The following is a 13,506-nucleotide window of genomic DNA, read 5'->3' on the forward strand; positions in this document are numbered from 1 at the left end:
AATCCCGCTATATGGATGGCTCTCTCCCCGACGCCATCCCACATGCTCATCCGCCTGGGTTACGAAATCGCCTTCCGGCTGCCGCAGCCCACCCCGATGCTGGTGACGCTGAACATCCACGACAGCCGGCGCACCGACATCGTCATCGGCCAGGAGCTGCGCGCCCTGCCGGGCGTGCCGATGCGCCAATACCACGACAGCTTCGGCAACACCTGCACGCGCCTGCTGGCGCCGGAGGGGCTGTTCACCCTCTACGCCGACGCGGTGGTGCAGGACCACGGTCAGCCTGACGCGGTCGTGCCGGACGCGCGCGAGGTGCCGGTGGACGAACTGCCCGACGACACCCTGCTGTTCCTGCTGGGCAGCCGCTACTGCGAGACCGACCAGCTGGTGACCATGGCCTGGGACCTGTTCGGCGCCACGCCGCCGGGCTGGGTCCGCGTGCAGGCGATCTGCGACTACGTGCACAACGCGATCCAGTTCGGCTACCAGCACGCGCGCGCCACCAAGGGCGCGGTCGAGGCGCTGCAGGAAGGTCGCGGCGTGTGCCGCGATTTCGCGCACTCGGCCATCGCCCTGTGCCGCTGCATGAACATCCCGGCGCGCTACTGCACCGGCTACCTGGGCGACATCGGCATCCCGCCGGTGGACGCGCCGATGGATTTCTCGGCCTGGTTCGAGGCCTACCTGGACGGGCGTTGGTACACCTTCGACGCGCGCCACAACACCCCGCGCATCGGCCGTGTGCTGATCGCCCGTGGTCGCGACGCGGCCGACGCGGCGATCAGCAACAGCTTCGGCTTCAACACGCTGGAGAAGTTCGAGGTCTGGACCGACGAGACCGACGACCCGACCCTGTCTCCGCGCGTGCCGGTGCCGCCCATGCCGCTGGGCTACGCGCTCACCTGAGCGCGCGGCCGGTTCAGGCGAAGCGGTCGGTGGCGCGCACCAGCGCGTCGATGTTCTCTTCCTCGAAGGCCGAATGGCCCGAGGTCGGCGTGATCTCCAGGCTCGCCTTCGGCCAGGCCTGGTGCAGATCCCAGGCGTTCTGGATCGGGCAGACCACGTCGTAGCGGCCGTGCACGATCACGCCGGGGATGTCGGCGATGCGGTGCGCGTCGCGCAGCAGTTGGTCCTCGACCTCGAAGAAGCCGCCGTTGACGAAGTAGTGGTTCTCGATGCGGGCGAAGGCCAGCGCGAACTCCGCGTCCTCGTGCCCGCTGACGAAGTCCTCGTCCACGCGCAGGAAGCTGGTCGCGCCTTCCCACACCGACCAGGCGCGCGCGGCGGCCAGGCGCGTGGCCGCATCGTCGCTGGTCAACCGGCGATGGAAGGCCGAGATCAGGTCGGCGCGCTCCACTTCCGGGATCGCGGCGATGTAGTGCTGCCAGGCATCGGGGAACAGGCGGTTGGCGCCTTCCTGGTAGAACCATTCCAGCTCCCAGCGCCGCAGCATGAAGATGCCGCGCAGCACCAGCTCGGTGACGCGCTGCGGATGGGTCTGCGCATAGGCCAGCGCCAGGGTCGAGCCCCAGCTGCCGCCGAACACCTGCCACGCCTCGATGCCCAGGTGTTCACGCAGTTTCTCGATGTCGGCCACCAGGTCCCAGGTGGTGTTGTCCACCAGATCGGCGTGCGGCCGCGAGCGACCGGAGCCGCGCTGGTCGAACAGCACGATGCGGTACCTGGTCGGATCATGGAACTGGCGCATCTTCGGGCTGCAGCCACCGCCCGGCCCGCCGTGCAGCAGCACCACCGGCTTGCCCTGCGGATTGCCGCACTGCTCGAAATAGAGCGTATGGCGCGCGTCGACCTGGAGTTCGCCGGTGTCGAAGGGTTCGATGGCGGGATAGAGCTGGCGCATGGACGGCCTGGAAGTCGGGAAAAACGGACGGCAGTTTACGTCAGGCCTGTTGCGGCTCGCCGCGCCACCGGCCCAGGCTCACCCGGTCGCGGTGTTCCAGATCCTGTTCCGTGCGCGCCTCGTCGAAGCCCACCTCACGCAGCAGCGCGCGCACCGCGTCGCCCTGGTCGAAGCCATGTTCCAGCAGCAGCCAGCCCCCCGGGCGCAGGTGCGCAGGCGCCTGGGCGACGATGCGGCGAATGTCGGCCAGGCCATCGGCGCCGGAGGCCAGCGCGCTGGCCGGCTCGAAGCGCAGGTCGCCGCGCGTCAGGTGCGCATCGCCGGCCTCGATGTAGGGCGGGTTGCTGGCGATCAGGTCGAAGCGCTCGCCGGCCAGCGGCGCCAGCCAGTCGCCGTGGACGAAGCGCACCTGGCCCAGGCCGTGCTCGCGCGCGTTGGCCTGGGCGATCTCGAGCGCGGCGGCGCTGGCGTCGGTGGCGACCACCTGCGCCAGCGGTCGTTCGCTGGCGATGGCCAGGGCGATCGCGCCGCTGCCAGTGCCGAGATCGGCGATCCGCGTAGGCGTGTCGGCGGGCAGGCGCTCCAGGGCCAGTTCGACCAGGCGCTCGGTCTCGGCGCGCGGAATCAGCGTGGCGGGGCTGACCCGCAGGTCCAGCGTCCAGAAGCCGCGCCGACCGGTGATGTAGGCGATCGGCTCGCCGCTCGCACGCCGCGCCAGCAGCGCGGCGTAAGTATCGTGCACGGCGGGGTCGGCAGGGTCGGAACCATGCGCGAAGAGCCAGGCGCGATCGCGGCCCAGGGCGTGGAGCAGCAGCAGTTCGGCCTCGAAGCGCGACGCGTCGCCGCCCAGCTGCGTGGCGCCCTGCCGCAGCAACGCGTCCAGGCGTTCGGGTGACTGGGTTTTCATGGACGTCATGGTAGCCGGTGCATCGTGCGCCCTTCCCCGCCACCACTGCCGGAGCCGATCCCTTGAAGCCCTCCCGTCTGCTGCGCCTGGGCCTGGGCGCGCTGAGCGCGCTGACCCTGAGCGCCTGCCAGAGCCTGGCGTTCGGCGTCGCCAACCATGGCCTGGCACGGCCGGATGCCAGCGCCGTCTATGACCCGGCGCACCAGCTCTCGCTGGACGTGTATCGCCCCGCCGCCGCGGTCCGGAACGCGCCGGTGCTGGTCTACTTCTATGGCGGCAGCTGGCAGCACGGCGCCCGCGCCCACTATCGCTTCGTCGGCCGGCGGCTGGCCTCGACCGGCGCGGTGGTGATGGTGGCCGACTACCGGCTGGCGCCGGAGACGATCTTCCCCGGCTTCGTCGAGGACGGCGCGCGCGCCGTGGCCTGGGCGCGCGCGCATGCGGCCGATTACGGCGCCGATCCGGCGCGGGTGTTCATCGGCGGCCATTCGGCCGGGGCGCAGATCGCCGCCCTGCTGGGCACCGATGCGCACTACCTCGCCGATCAGGGGGTGCCACGGTCGGCGATCGCGGGGGTGATCGGACTGGCGGGGCCATACGATTTCCGGATCAGCGGGGAGCTCACCGAGGTCTTCGGGCCACCGGAGCGCTGGCCGCAGGCGCAGCCGATCGGCTTCGTCGATGGCGATGAGCCGCCATTCCTGCTGGTCAGCGGACGCAGGGACACCGAGGTCGAACCGCGCCAGACCCGGGATCTGGCGGACCGCCTGCGTGCGGCTGGCGGGCGCGTGGAGGTGCTGTGGCTGCCGGGCGGCCACCTGGCGCCGCTGATCGACCTGTACGCGCACCATCGGCACCCGGCCTTGTTGGCGCGGATCCGGGATTTCCTGCGCGGGCCGTGACCGAACTGAAACGCGGCGCGGCCTAGGATGGGGTCCGCGCCCATCGATTGACCGTGGCTATCTATGCAATCCCATCCATCGATTTGAGATATCAACCGGCGGTGCGTAGGATGCCCCCATCGCCTCCACCCCTCCTCAGCAAAAGGAAGAAAACGATGTCCGTCATCAACACCGAAATCCTGCCGTTCAAGGCCACCGCCTACAAGGACGGCGAGTTCATCGAAGTCTCCGATGCCGACCTGAAGGGCAAGTGGTCCGTCGTCGTGTTCTACCCGGCCGACTTCACCTTCGTCTGCCCGACCGAGCTGGAAGACCTGGCCGACCATTACGCCGAGTTCCAGAAGCTGGGCGTCGAGGTCTACTCGGTGTCCACCGACACCCATTTCTCGCACAAGGCCTGGCACGACACCTCGGCGGCGATCGGCAAGATCAAGTACGCCATGATCGGCGACCCGACCCACCAGATCTCGAAGAACTTCGACGTGCTGCGCCCGGCGGGCCTGGCCGACCGCGGCACCTTCATCATCGACCCGCAGGGCGTGATCCAGTCGGTGGAAATCACCGCCGAGGGCATCGGCCGCGAAGCCGGCGACACGCTGCGCAAGGTCAAGGCCGCCCTGTACGTGGCCTCGCACCCGGGTGAGGTCTGCCCGGCCAAGTGGAAGGAAGGCGCCAAGACCCTGGCCCCGTCGCTGGACCTGGTCGGCAAGATCTAAGCCGCCCCACTGCTGCCACGCCGCCCCGCCCGACGCGGGGCGGCGCAGGCGGCAAACCGGAGCCCGCGCATGGCGGCCTGCGGTTTGTCCCCTGAATTCTCGTCTGCCCGCCCCGGGCCGGACGGTCCTTTGCCGCCCTTTGAAGGAGAAGCGCCATGTTGGACGACACCCTCAAGACCCAACTCAAGGCCTACCTGGAGCGCCTGACGCGCCCGGTGGAGCTGATCGCCTCGGTGGATGACTCGGCCACCTCCAAGGAGATGCTCGAGCTGCTGAGCGACATCGTGCTGCTCTCCGACCAGGTCTCGCTGGTCGAGCACCGCGATGCCGACGTGCACACGCCTTCCTTCGCCCTCAACTCGCCGGGCCAGGACATCCACCTGCGCTTCGCGGGTCTGCCGATGGGCCATGAGTTCACCTCGCTGGTGCTCGCGCTGCTGCAGGTCGGCGGCTATCCGTCCAAGGCCTCGCTGGAGACCATCGAGCAGGTGCAGGGACTGGAAGGCGACTACAAGTTCGAGACCTACTTCTCGCAGAGCTGCCAGAACTGCCCGGACGTGGTCCAGGCCCTGAACCTGATGGCAGTGCTCAACCCCAGGATCCAGCACGTGGCCATCGACGGCGCGGTGTTCCCCGACGAGGTGGAACAGCGGCAGGTCATGTCGGTGCCGACCGTGTACCTCAATGGTGAAACCTTCGGCCAGGGTCGCATGAACCTGGAAGAGATCGTCGGGCGTCTGGACGCTGGTGCGGCCAAGCGCGATGCCAAGAAGATCTCGGCCAAGGCGCCCTATGAGGTCCTCGTGGTCGGCGGTGGCCCGGCGGGCTCGGCCGCGGCGATCTACGCCGCGCGCAAGGGCATCCGCACGGGCGTGGCCGCCGAGCGCTTCGGTGGCCAGGTGCTGGACACCATGGCGATCGAGAACTTCATCTCCGTGCAGGAGACCGAAGGTCCGAAGATGGCCGCGGCGCTGGAGGCCCACGTGCGTCAGTACGAGGTCGACATCATGAACCTGCAGCGCGCCGAGAAGCTGATCCCGGCCGGGCCCGACGGCCTGATCGAGGTGCAGCTGGCCAACGGCGCCTCGCTCAGGAGCAGGACGGTGATCCTGTCCACCGGGGCGCGCTGGCGGCAGATGAACGTGCCGGGCGAGAACGAGTACCGCAACAAGGGCGTGGCCTACTGCCCGCACTGCGACGGTCCGCTGTTCAAGGGCAAGCGCGTGGCGGTGATCGGCGGCGGCAATTCGGGCGTCGAGGCGGCCATCGATCTGGCGGGCATCGTCAAGCACGTCACGCTGATCGAGTTCGACCACAAGCTGCGTGCCGACGAGGTCCTGCAGCGCAAGCTGCGCAGTCTGCCCAACGTGGACATCATCGTCTCGGCGCTGTCCACCGAGGTGCACGGCGACGGCAACAAGGTGACCGGTCTGTCCTACACCGATCGCACCAACGAGGCCAAGCACACGCTGGAGCTGGAAGGCATCTTCGTGCAGATCGGTCTGCTGCCCAACACCGAGTGGCTCAAGGACACCGTGGCGCTGTCGCCGCGCGGGGAGATCATCGTCGACGAACGCGGCGCGACCAACGTGCCGGGCGTGTTCGCCGCCGGCGATGCCACCACCGTGCCGTACAAGCAGATCGTGATCGCGATGGGCGAAGGCTCCAAGGCCGCGCTGAGCGCCTTCGACCACCTGATCCGCCATAGCGCCCCGGCGCAGGAGCCGGCGGCCGCCAAGGCTGCCTGATCGGTCCACGCGAAAAGCTATGAACGACGCCCGCCGGCAAAACCGGCGGGCGTTTTTTTTGTTTTGCGCGGTTGAGGGATGGCGGCTGAGTGCGGCGGCTTCGGATGGGCAGCGGGCCGGCGGGCAGGGGCCGCTTTTCCCTCGATCAGGGCATCCTGCCCTGACTCGGGCGCTCAGCGTCCTGCTTCGCTAGGCGCGGCCCCTGCCCGCCGGCCCGCTGCCTCGCGCGTGTTGGTCCATGCCTTCGGGTCGAAAAAGTCCCGATCCATCCGTAGCGGACCTCTAGCGGTAGGGCGCGGACCCCAGATCATCGTGGGAGCCGCCATAGCGGCGATAGGGCTTTACCATCAACGTTTCAGCGCTGTTCAAGCGTTGCCGGCCGAGCCCATCGCCGCCATGGCGGCTCCCACCGAAGCGTGAGGCGCGGTCAATCCTTTCCCATCGCGGCGTTGGCGGACCGAGCCGAGGAGCCGTGCCCGACCGGGTCGAGGCTGGTCGGCCAAGTCCGCTCACCGACCTCGACCGCGCTACCAACTCTTTCAAGTTACCCGCACCGGCGAGGAACCGGTGCCGGGGGTTCAGCCTGCGTCGATTGATCGGGCGAGGCAAAAGGCGTTGAATGCATCGACGGCGCCGATGACAGCGCCAGACGAGTCTCCAAGCCGTGAACCTGCGTGACCTCAAGTACCTGGTCGCCCTCGCCGACCACATGCATTTCGGCCGCGCCGCGGCGGCCAGCTTCGTCAGCCAGCCCACCCTGTCCACGCAGATCAAGAAGCTGGAGGACGAGCTGGGCGTGTCGCTGGTCGAGCGTGCGCCGCGCAAGGTCATGCTGACCCCGGCCGGCCGCGACGCGGCCGAGCGCGCGCGCCGGATCGTGGCCGAGGTCGAGCAGATGAAGGAATCGGCGCGCCGCAGCCAGGACCCCGAGGCCGGCACCGTGCGCCTGGGGATCTTCCCCACGCTCGGCCCCTACCTGCTGCCGCACGTGGTGCCCGCCATCCGCGCGCGCTTCCCGCAGCTGGAGCTGCTGCTGGTGGAGGAGAAGAGCGACGTGCTGCTGCAGCGGCTGCGCGAGGGCAAGCTCGACGCCGGCCTGCTGGCGCTGCCGGTGGACGAGGACCAGCTGCACGTGGAGTTCCTGTTCGAGGAGCCCTTCGTGCTGGCCGTGCCCGAGGGGCATCCGCTGGCCGCGCGCGACTCGCTGACCCTGGACGAACTGTCCGACCAGAAGCTGCTGCTGCTCGAGGACGGCCACTGCCTGCGCGAGCAGGCGCTGGAGGTGTGCCGGCTCTCGGGCGCCAACGAGAAGTCCGAGTTCCGCGCCACCAGCCTGGAAACGCTGCGCCAGATGGTCGCGGCCGACGTCGGCGTGACCCTGCTGCCGACACTGGCGGTCAAGCCGCCGGTGGCGCGCTCGGACAACATCCATCTGCTGGGTTTCAGTGATTCCCATCCCAGCCGGCGCATTGCCATGGTGTGGCGCAAGAGCTCGGCGATGTCCAGTTTCCTGATGCAGCTGGCGCAGGTCTTCAAGGACCTGTCGCCGGCGCTGCTGGATCCCTTCGCGCTCTTCGCCCCGCCGCCGGGCCGTGCCGACTCCACGGCCCGGCAACGACGCGCGTGAGACCCTTGCCCCATCCCTCTTTTTCAACCTGATGGATCACCCCATGAGTGCCCCAAGCAAACTGCAGCAGCTGCGCGAACTGTCCGTGGTCGTGGCCGACACCGGCGACTTCGACGCGATCAAGCGCCTCAAGCCGGTGGACTGCACCACCAACCCGACCCTGGTGAAGAAGGCGCTGGATCTGCCGGTGTATGCCGACCTGATCGATGAGCAGATCGCCTGGGCGCGCGGCCAGGTCGAGGTCACCGATGCGCTGGTCGCCGAAGTCGCCGATCGCCTCACCGTCGGCGTGGGCACCAAGCTCTCCGGCCTGATCGAGGGCCGTGTATCGACCGAGGTCGACGCCGACCTGGCCTACGACACCGCGGCCAGCGTGGCCAAGGCGAAGAAGTTCATCGCCATGTACGCCGACAACGGCGTGCCCAAGGATCGCGTGCTGATCAAGCTCGCCTCGACCTGGGAAGGCGTGGAAGCCTGCCGCCAGCTGCAGGCCGAAGGCATCGACTGCAACTGCACGCTGATCTTCAATCCGACCCAGGCGCTGGCCTGCGCCGAGGCCGACGCGTTCCTGATCTCGCCGTTCGTGGGCCGCATCCTGGACTGGTACAAGGCCCACGGCCAGGCGCCGGCCAGCATCGACGAGGACCAGGGCGTGGTGTTCGTGCGCGGCGTCTACGACACCTTCAAGCGCCGCGGCATCAAGACCGTGGTGATGGGCGCCTCGTTCCGCTCGACCGAGCAGATCGAGGCCCTGGCCGGCTGCGACCGCCTGACCATCTCGCCGGACCTGCTGGACAAGCTCGATGCCGACCACGGCGAGCTACCGCGCAAGCTGACGCCCGCCAAGGCCGAAGGCGGTAGCCACACGCCGGTGGATGCGGCCAGGTTCAAGGCCGACGTCGAAGCCGACCCGATGGCCAAGGAGAAGCTGGCCGACGGCATCCGCATCTTCGCCGAAGACCTCAAGAGCCTGCGCAAGACCATCGCCGACCGCCTGGCTTGATCGGTTGACGCGTCCTTCCCCCGACGGCGGGGGAAGGACCGCGGCCAGGGCATGTTCCGCGCCCGCCGCGAATACCGCGTCCTCGATCGCGCTACCGCAGCACGTCCAGCAGCCGCTCCAGGCCGCCCACCTCGATCGAGACATCCGCCACCTCGCGCACGCGTGGCTTGGCGTGGAAGGCCACCGACAGGCCCGCGGCCTGCATCATCGGAATGTCGTTGGAGCCATCTCCCACCGCGATCGTACGCGCCGGGTCGACGCCCAGCAGCGAGGCCACGTCCAGCAGCGTCGCGCGCTTGACCGCCCCATCGCAGACATCGCCCCAGGCCTGGGGCAGCACGCGTCCGGTCAGCATGCCGTCGGCCACCTCCAGCAGGTTGGAGCGGACGAAGTCCAGCCCCAGCCGCGCGCGCAGGCGCTCGGCGAAGAAAGTGAAACCCCCGGACACCAGCAGCGTCTTCAGCCCCGCGTCCCGGCATGCCTCGAGGAGCCGCTCGGCGCCCGGCGTCAGCCGCAGGCGCGTGTCGTAGACCTCCTGCAGCGCGCCCTCGGGCACGCCCCTGAGCAGCGCCACGCGGCGCAGCAGACTTTCGCGGAAGTCGGCGATCTCCCCGCGCATCGTCGCCTCGGTGATCGCGGCGACCTGCTCCTTCAGCCCGGCCACCGCGGCGATCTCATCGATGCACTCGATGGTGATCAGGGTCGAATCCATGTCCAGCGCGATCAGGCCGAAGTGCGCCAGCGGCGGCAGCGGCGTGGCGTGGCGCAGTCGCAGGCCATCGGCGGGTGCTTGGAAATCGGTCATGGACGGACAGGCCGCGGATCGCAGGGCCTGCAAGCGTAAAGACCCCGGCCGCGCCCGGATAGGGCTAGGCGCGCTCTTCCGCGGACGCGCCCGCCACCACGCGCCGCGCATAGACCGCGTACCCGCCGGCGAGCGCCAGGCAGATCAGCGCCGGCGCGATCAGCACCGTATACGACCAGCGGTGGAAGCCGAGCGCGCCGGCCAGGCCGCCGACCAAGAAGCCGGAGATGACCGTCACGCACAGCGACAGCCGGCGCCACGGCAGCGGCATGCGCCGCAGCCCGTGGCCGATGGCCAGCCCCAGGTCGGTGAACATGCCGGAGACGTGCGTGGTGCGCACCACCGCGCCGCTGTAGGTGGTGGCCATCGCGTTCTGCAGGCCGCAGGCGCAGGCCGCCAGCCACAGGCCCCACACCGAGGCGCGCGTCATCAGCGGCACCGACGCCAGCAGCAGGCAGGCCTCCAGCACCAGCACCAAGCCGTAGCGCCGCCCCAGCTGCAGGGCGACATCGCCGATCAGCGCCCCGCTGAGCGCACTGCCGGCGACGAAGAAGAACGCACCGCCGGCCAGCTGCGCCACGCCCGGCAGATCCAGCGAAGCCGCGCGCGCGCCCATCTCCGAGGTGATGCCGGTCATGTGGCTCACGCCCTGGTGGCCGAACCCCAGCAGCGCCACGACATTGACGATGCCGGCGGTGAAGGCCATGACCCAGGCACCGGACCAGACCCAGCGCGGCAGTTTGGAAATCATCGAAGGGCGCCAGTGGCTCGCGGACGCGGCAAGCGTCGCGCCGCCGCGCGACGGCTGTCAACGCCGCTGCCGGCGAGACCCGGTGACGTCACCCCGGGAACAGCGGGAAGCGGGGCTGCGACGGCGGCCATGGGGCCGAGAAGCCGACTCGCATCCACTTTGCGGTGAGCCAGGATTCGTGAGGTTCGCCTGGCCCTTTGCGCGGCTGTCTTCAGCGCGAACGCAACAGCTAACGCCGACGGGATCCAGCCGTGATGCGTCCTGCGACGACGGCTGCCGGCGCGAGCGCGCACACCCAAGCCAGAAGGAAAACCAGCACCGCAGGCCCGCCCACACTTCCGCGCTCCATCACCAGCATGGCCAACGGCGGAAGCAGTGCGGTGGCGAAGATGCAGGCGCCCGCGACGATGTCGTCCTGCAGTCCCGGGCCCTTCCGGGCTCGTTCGGCCCCCGTCTGCCTGCGCGCCATGAACGCCCAGAGGTAGCAGGCTCCGATGCCATACGCGACGAAGAACGCCGCCCACGCCAGCGACTTGCCCGCCCGCGGGTTCGACAGCCCTCGTTCCACTGCGGAATCCGGCCTCGCCCATGAAAGCTTCAGGTGCCCATCGACCTTGTCGAAATCCGCTTGCGCTTTGCGCAGCTGCGCGACGATCGCCTCACCCTGACGCTTGGCCATCCGCTCGGCAGTCGAGCATGAAGAGGCCTGGATGCGCTCGACCGAGTCCGCCAGCTGGCGCGCATAGCGGCGGGCGATCGCCACATGGTGCTCCTCGTGGACCTGCACCCGATGCTGGAAATCGCGCCAGAACTCCCGGGTTGCCACTGACGCCCTGGGATCAGGCGTCCAGACAGGCAGTGCGACCGAGATGCCGATCCCCACCCGCGCCTGCATGATGCGGCACCCTTCGGACGACTGACGCAGAACATAATCGAGCCGCATCTTCGCGCGCGTCAGGCCAGCGAGTGTTTCTTCGGCCGGCCCGTCGTCCTTTCCCAGCTGGGCCTTGGCCCGCTTGCTCCACGCCGCCATGGAGGCAAGGATCTCGTGGCCATCGCGCCCGGTCACGGTATAGGTGGAGTCCTTGCGGTTCTCCTGGACCGTGCCGGCGTATGCGCTGGTGGTCAGGGCGAGCATGACCACGACAGCAAGACGCCATCCGGCGCGTCGCAACATCCCTGAGCACATCGGCAGTTCCTTGTCTGTCCCCGTCGATGAGCCTAACCCATCCACCTCCCGACAGATCTTCTAGGACCCTGCCGGGCAGTGGCTGATCTCGCAAAGCGTCGACCGGTCGCGAGGGCAACAGAGTCCACGTCGCCAGGTGACATCGACTGGCCTCCGCAGAGTGGAAACAGGGACAGGGATCGACGAACCCGACCGTTTCAAGCCGATTGCCGTTCTGGCGAAACGCGTCGCTTCAGGCGCGTCTTTACCGCTGCGTAATCGGGAAGGCGGGCATCACGGCGCGATCGCCGTGCTTCCTGGAAGTTCACCGGACGCCGAGGTCCTGCGATGGTGGGCCGTGAAGGATTCGAACCTTCGACCAAAAGATTAAAAGTCTTCTGCTCTACCGACTGAGCTAACGGCCCGGACACGCGGCCCGGCGTTGCGCCGGGGCCGGCCATTCTACCGGAATGGGCTGGCGATGCGACCCGCGCCTCAGGCGTAGCGCGTGGGATCGGGCACGCCGGCATCGGCGAAGCCCGCCGCGCGCAGGCGGCAGGCGTCGCAGTGCCCGCAGGCGGCTCCGCTGGCATCGGCGTTGTAGCAGGACACGGTGGCACCGAAGTCCACGCCCAGGCGCACGCCCTCGCGCACGATGTCGGCCTTGCTCATGAACTGCAGCGGCGCATGCACGCGCAGGCCGGCCCCTTCCACGCCCGCCTTGGTCGCCAGGTTGGCCAGCGTCTGGAAGGCGGAGATGAACTCGGGCCGGCAGTCCGGATAGCCGGAGTAGTCCACCGCGTTGACGCCGCAGAAGATATCGGCCGCGCCGAGCACTTCGGCCCAGCCCAGGGCCACGGACAGCATGATGGTGTTGCGCGCCGGCACATAGGTGACCGGGATGCCTTCGCCACCGGCCTGCGGCACCTCGATGTCGTCGGTCAGCGCCGAGCCGCCGATGCTGCGCAGGTCGACGTGGACGACCTTGTGCGCGGCGGCGCCGAGCTGCTGCGCCACGCGCGCGGCGGCGTCGAGTTCGGAGGTGTGGCGCTGTCCGTACTGCACGCTCAGCGCGTGCGTGCGGAGACCCTGTTCGCGGGCGATGGCCAGGACGACGGCCGAATCCATGCCCCCGGAGAGGAGGACGACTGCATTTTTCATGTGGGGTGTTCTTCTTGCCGGCGAGACAGGCCGGGGAGCGCATAGCCTACCGCCCGGCCGCCGGGCCGGCACCCGCGGCGACGGCTCAGCGGCCGGGCTCGTCGTTCCACAGCAGCTTGTGCAGCTGCATCTGGAAGCGCACCGGCAGGCGATCCTCGACGATCCAGTCGGCCAACGCGCGCGGGCTCACCTGGTCCTTGGACGGGGAGAACAGCACGGCGCAACGCTGGTCCAGCGCGTGCTCGCGCACCACCTGGCGCGCCCATTCGTAGTCGGCGCGGCTGCACAGCACGAACTTGACCTGGTCGCGCGCGGTCAGCAGCGGCAGGTTGTCCCAGCGGTTGCGGTGTTCCTCGGCCGACCCCGGCGTCTTGATGTCCACCACGCGCGATACGCGCGGATCGACCTGCGACACGTCCAGCGCGCCGGAGGTCTCCAGCGAAACGTCGTAGCCGGCATCGCACAGCCGCGCGAGCAGGCCGATGCAGCGCTTCTGCGCCAGCGGCTCGCCGCCGGTCACGCAGACATGGCGCACGCCGGCGCGCGCGACCTCGGCCAGGATGTCCTCGATCTCCCACCAGGTGCCGCCGTGGAAGGCGTAGGCGGTGTCGCAGTACTGGCAGCGCAGCGGGCAGCCGGTCAGGCGCACGAACACCGTCGGCCAGCCGGCTGCGTCGGCCTCGCCCTGCAGCGAGACGAAGATCTCGGTGATCTTCAGCCGGTCCTGCGGCGATTGTTCGATATGGCTGGGGACGGCGGCGGCGTTCATTGCGGGACTCTCTTGAAACGGCTGCGCCACCGCAGACCTCGCGGTGGCGTTCTGGCGTGTCGCGTGCCGCGCGGGGCTTGCGGCC

13 protein-coding genes and 1 tRNA gene are annotated in these 13,506 nt (G+C 69.2%); 6 read left to right on the forward strand and 8 right to left on the reverse strand.

Features of this window, described 5'->3' with window-relative positions:
* Nucleotides 1-42 precede the first annotated feature (42 nt).
* Complete coding sequence (locus LAJ50_RS15500; RefSeq protein ID WP_138651322.1) at nucleotides 43-909, forward strand: transglutaminase family protein; 867 nt, start codon at nucleotides 43-45, stop codon at nucleotides 907-909.
* 13 nt (nucleotides 910-922) lie between these two features.
* Here the strand turns inward: LAJ50_RS15500 and pip are convergent, their stop codons facing one another.
* Together pip and prmC are read right to left on the reverse strand one after the other, a co-directional pair.
* Nucleotides 923-1,864: a prolyl aminopeptidase gene (pip, locus tag LAJ50_RS15505; protein WP_138651321.1), complete on the reverse strand. Its 942-nt coding sequence runs from the start codon at nucleotides 1,862-1,864 to the stop codon at nucleotides 923-925.
* 40 nt (nucleotides 1,865-1,904) lie between these two features.
* On the reverse strand, nucleotides 1,905-2,771 hold the full coding sequence (gene prmC, locus LAJ50_RS15510) for a peptide chain release factor N(5)-glutamine methyltransferase (protein ID WP_138651320.1): 867 nt from the start codon (nucleotides 2,769-2,771) through the stop codon (nucleotides 1,905-1,907).
* A 62-nt stretch (nucleotides 2,772-2,833) separates the two neighbouring features.
* On the opposite strand from prmC, the gene LAJ50_RS15515 reads away from it, so the two are divergent.
* From LAJ50_RS15515 to LAJ50_RS15535, 5 genes are all read left to right on the forward strand, one after another.
* Nucleotides 2,834-3,673 carry an alpha/beta hydrolase gene (locus LAJ50_RS15515; protein WP_171044526.1) on the forward strand — a complete coding sequence of 280 codons (840 nt, stop codon included), beginning with the start codon at nucleotides 2,834-2,836 and terminating at the stop codon, nucleotides 3,671-3,673.
* 155 nt (nucleotides 3,674-3,828) lie between these two features.
* The gene (ahpC, locus tag LAJ50_RS15520; RefSeq protein WP_130515863.1) at nucleotides 3,829-4,389 is read left to right on the forward strand and encodes an alkyl hydroperoxide reductase subunit C; all 561 of its coding nucleotides are present in this window, start codon (nucleotides 3,829-3,831) and stop codon (nucleotides 4,387-4,389) included.
* 155 nt (nucleotides 4,390-4,544) lie between these two features.
* Entirely contained in the window at nucleotides 4,545-6,137 is a 1,593-nt protein-coding gene (gene ahpF / locus LAJ50_RS15525; protein ID WP_138651318.1) for an alkyl hydroperoxide reductase subunit F, read from the forward strand.
* 664 nt (nucleotides 6,138-6,801) lie between these two features.
* Nucleotides 6,802-7,764: a LysR substrate-binding domain-containing protein gene (locus tag LAJ50_RS15530; protein ID WP_138651317.1), complete on the forward strand. Its 963-nt coding sequence runs from the start codon at nucleotides 6,802-6,804 to the stop codon at nucleotides 7,762-7,764.
* Between the two features lie 43 nt (nucleotides 7,765-7,807).
* Complete coding sequence (locus LAJ50_RS15535; protein WP_138651316.1) at nucleotides 7,808-8,767, forward strand: transaldolase; 960 nt, start codon at nucleotides 7,808-7,810, stop codon at nucleotides 8,765-8,767.
* 91 nt (nucleotides 8,768-8,858) lie between these two features.
* Here the strand turns inward: LAJ50_RS15535 and serB are convergent, their stop codons facing one another.
* The 6 genes from serB to queE form a co-directional block, all read right to left on the reverse strand.
* A complete protein-coding gene (gene serB, locus LAJ50_RS15540) occupies nucleotides 8,859-9,572 on the reverse strand; it encodes a phosphoserine phosphatase SerB (RefSeq protein WP_138651315.1) in 714 nt (237 codons plus the stop codon).
* Nucleotides 9,573-9,636: 64 nt separating this feature from the next.
* A complete protein-coding gene (locus LAJ50_RS15545) occupies nucleotides 9,637-10,323 on the reverse strand; it encodes a YoaK family protein (RefSeq protein ID WP_138651314.1) in 687 nt (228 codons plus the stop codon).
* Between the two features lie 229 nt (nucleotides 10,324-10,552).
* Nucleotides 10,553-11,461: a DUF922 domain-containing protein gene (locus tag LAJ50_RS15550; RefSeq protein WP_171044525.1), complete on the reverse strand. Its 909-nt coding sequence runs from the start codon at nucleotides 11,459-11,461 to the stop codon at nucleotides 10,553-10,555.
* Between the two features lie 379 nt (nucleotides 11,462-11,840).
* Nucleotides 11,841-11,916 (reverse strand) — tRNA-Lys (locus tag LAJ50_RS15555).
* A gap of 70 nt (nucleotides 11,917-11,986) precedes the next feature.
* Nucleotides 11,987-12,652: a 7-cyano-7-deazaguanine synthase QueC gene (gene queC, locus LAJ50_RS15560; protein ID WP_130550019.1), complete on the reverse strand. Its 666-nt coding sequence runs from the start codon at nucleotides 12,650-12,652 to the stop codon at nucleotides 11,987-11,989.
* Between the two features lie 85 nt (nucleotides 12,653-12,737).
* Nucleotides 12,738-13,421: a 7-carboxy-7-deazaguanine synthase QueE gene (gene queE / locus LAJ50_RS15565; protein WP_138651312.1), complete on the reverse strand. Its 684-nt coding sequence runs from the start codon at nucleotides 13,419-13,421 to the stop codon at nucleotides 12,738-12,740.
* Nucleotides 13,422-13,506: the final 85 nt, after the last annotated feature.

Source organism: Pseudoxanthomonas sp. X-1 (assembly GCF_020042665.1).
Classification (GTDB): domain Bacteria; phylum Pseudomonadota; class Gammaproteobacteria; order Xanthomonadales; family Xanthomonadaceae; genus Pseudoxanthomonas_A; species Pseudoxanthomonas_A spadix_A.

Coding starts and splice junctions, on each gene's coding strand:
- LAJ50_RS15500 (WP_138651322.1), top strand. CDS start 43: ATGCTCATCCGCCTGGGTTACGAAATCGCCTTCCGGCTGCCGCAGCCC.
- pip (WP_138651321.1), bottom strand. CDS start 1,864: ATGCGCCAGCTCTATCCCGCCATCGAACCCTTCGACACCGGCGAACTC.
- prmC (WP_138651320.1), bottom strand. CDS start 2,771: ATGAAAACCCAGTCACCCGAACGCCTGGACGCGTTGCTGCGGCAGGGC.
- ahpC (WP_130515863.1), top strand. CDS start 3,829: ATGTCCGTCATCAACACCGAAATCCTGCCGTTCAAGGCCACCGCCTAC.
- ahpF (WP_138651318.1), top strand. CDS start 4,545: ATGTTGGACGACACCCTCAAGACCCAACTCAAGGCCTACCTGGAGCGC.
- LAJ50_RS15535 (WP_138651316.1), top strand. CDS start 7,808: ATGAGTGCCCCAAGCAAACTGCAGCAGCTGCGCGAACTGTCCGTGGTC.
- serB (WP_138651315.1), bottom strand. CDS start 9,572: ATGACCGATTTCCAAGCACCCGCCGATGGCCTGCGACTGCGCCACGCC.
- LAJ50_RS15545 (WP_138651314.1), bottom strand. CDS start 10,323: ATGATTTCCAAACTGCCGCGCTGGGTCTGGTCCGGTGCCTGGGTCATG.
- LAJ50_RS15550 (WP_171044525.1), bottom strand. CDS start 11,461: ATGCTCGCCCTGACCACCAGCGCATACGCCGGCACGGTCCAGGAGAAC.
- queC (WP_130550019.1), bottom strand. CDS start 12,652: ATGAAAAATGCAGTCGTCCTCCTCTCCGGGGGCATGGATTCGGCCGTC.
- queE (WP_138651312.1), bottom strand. CDS start 13,421: ATGAACGCCGCCGCCGTCCCCAGCCATATCGAACAATCGCCGCAGGAC.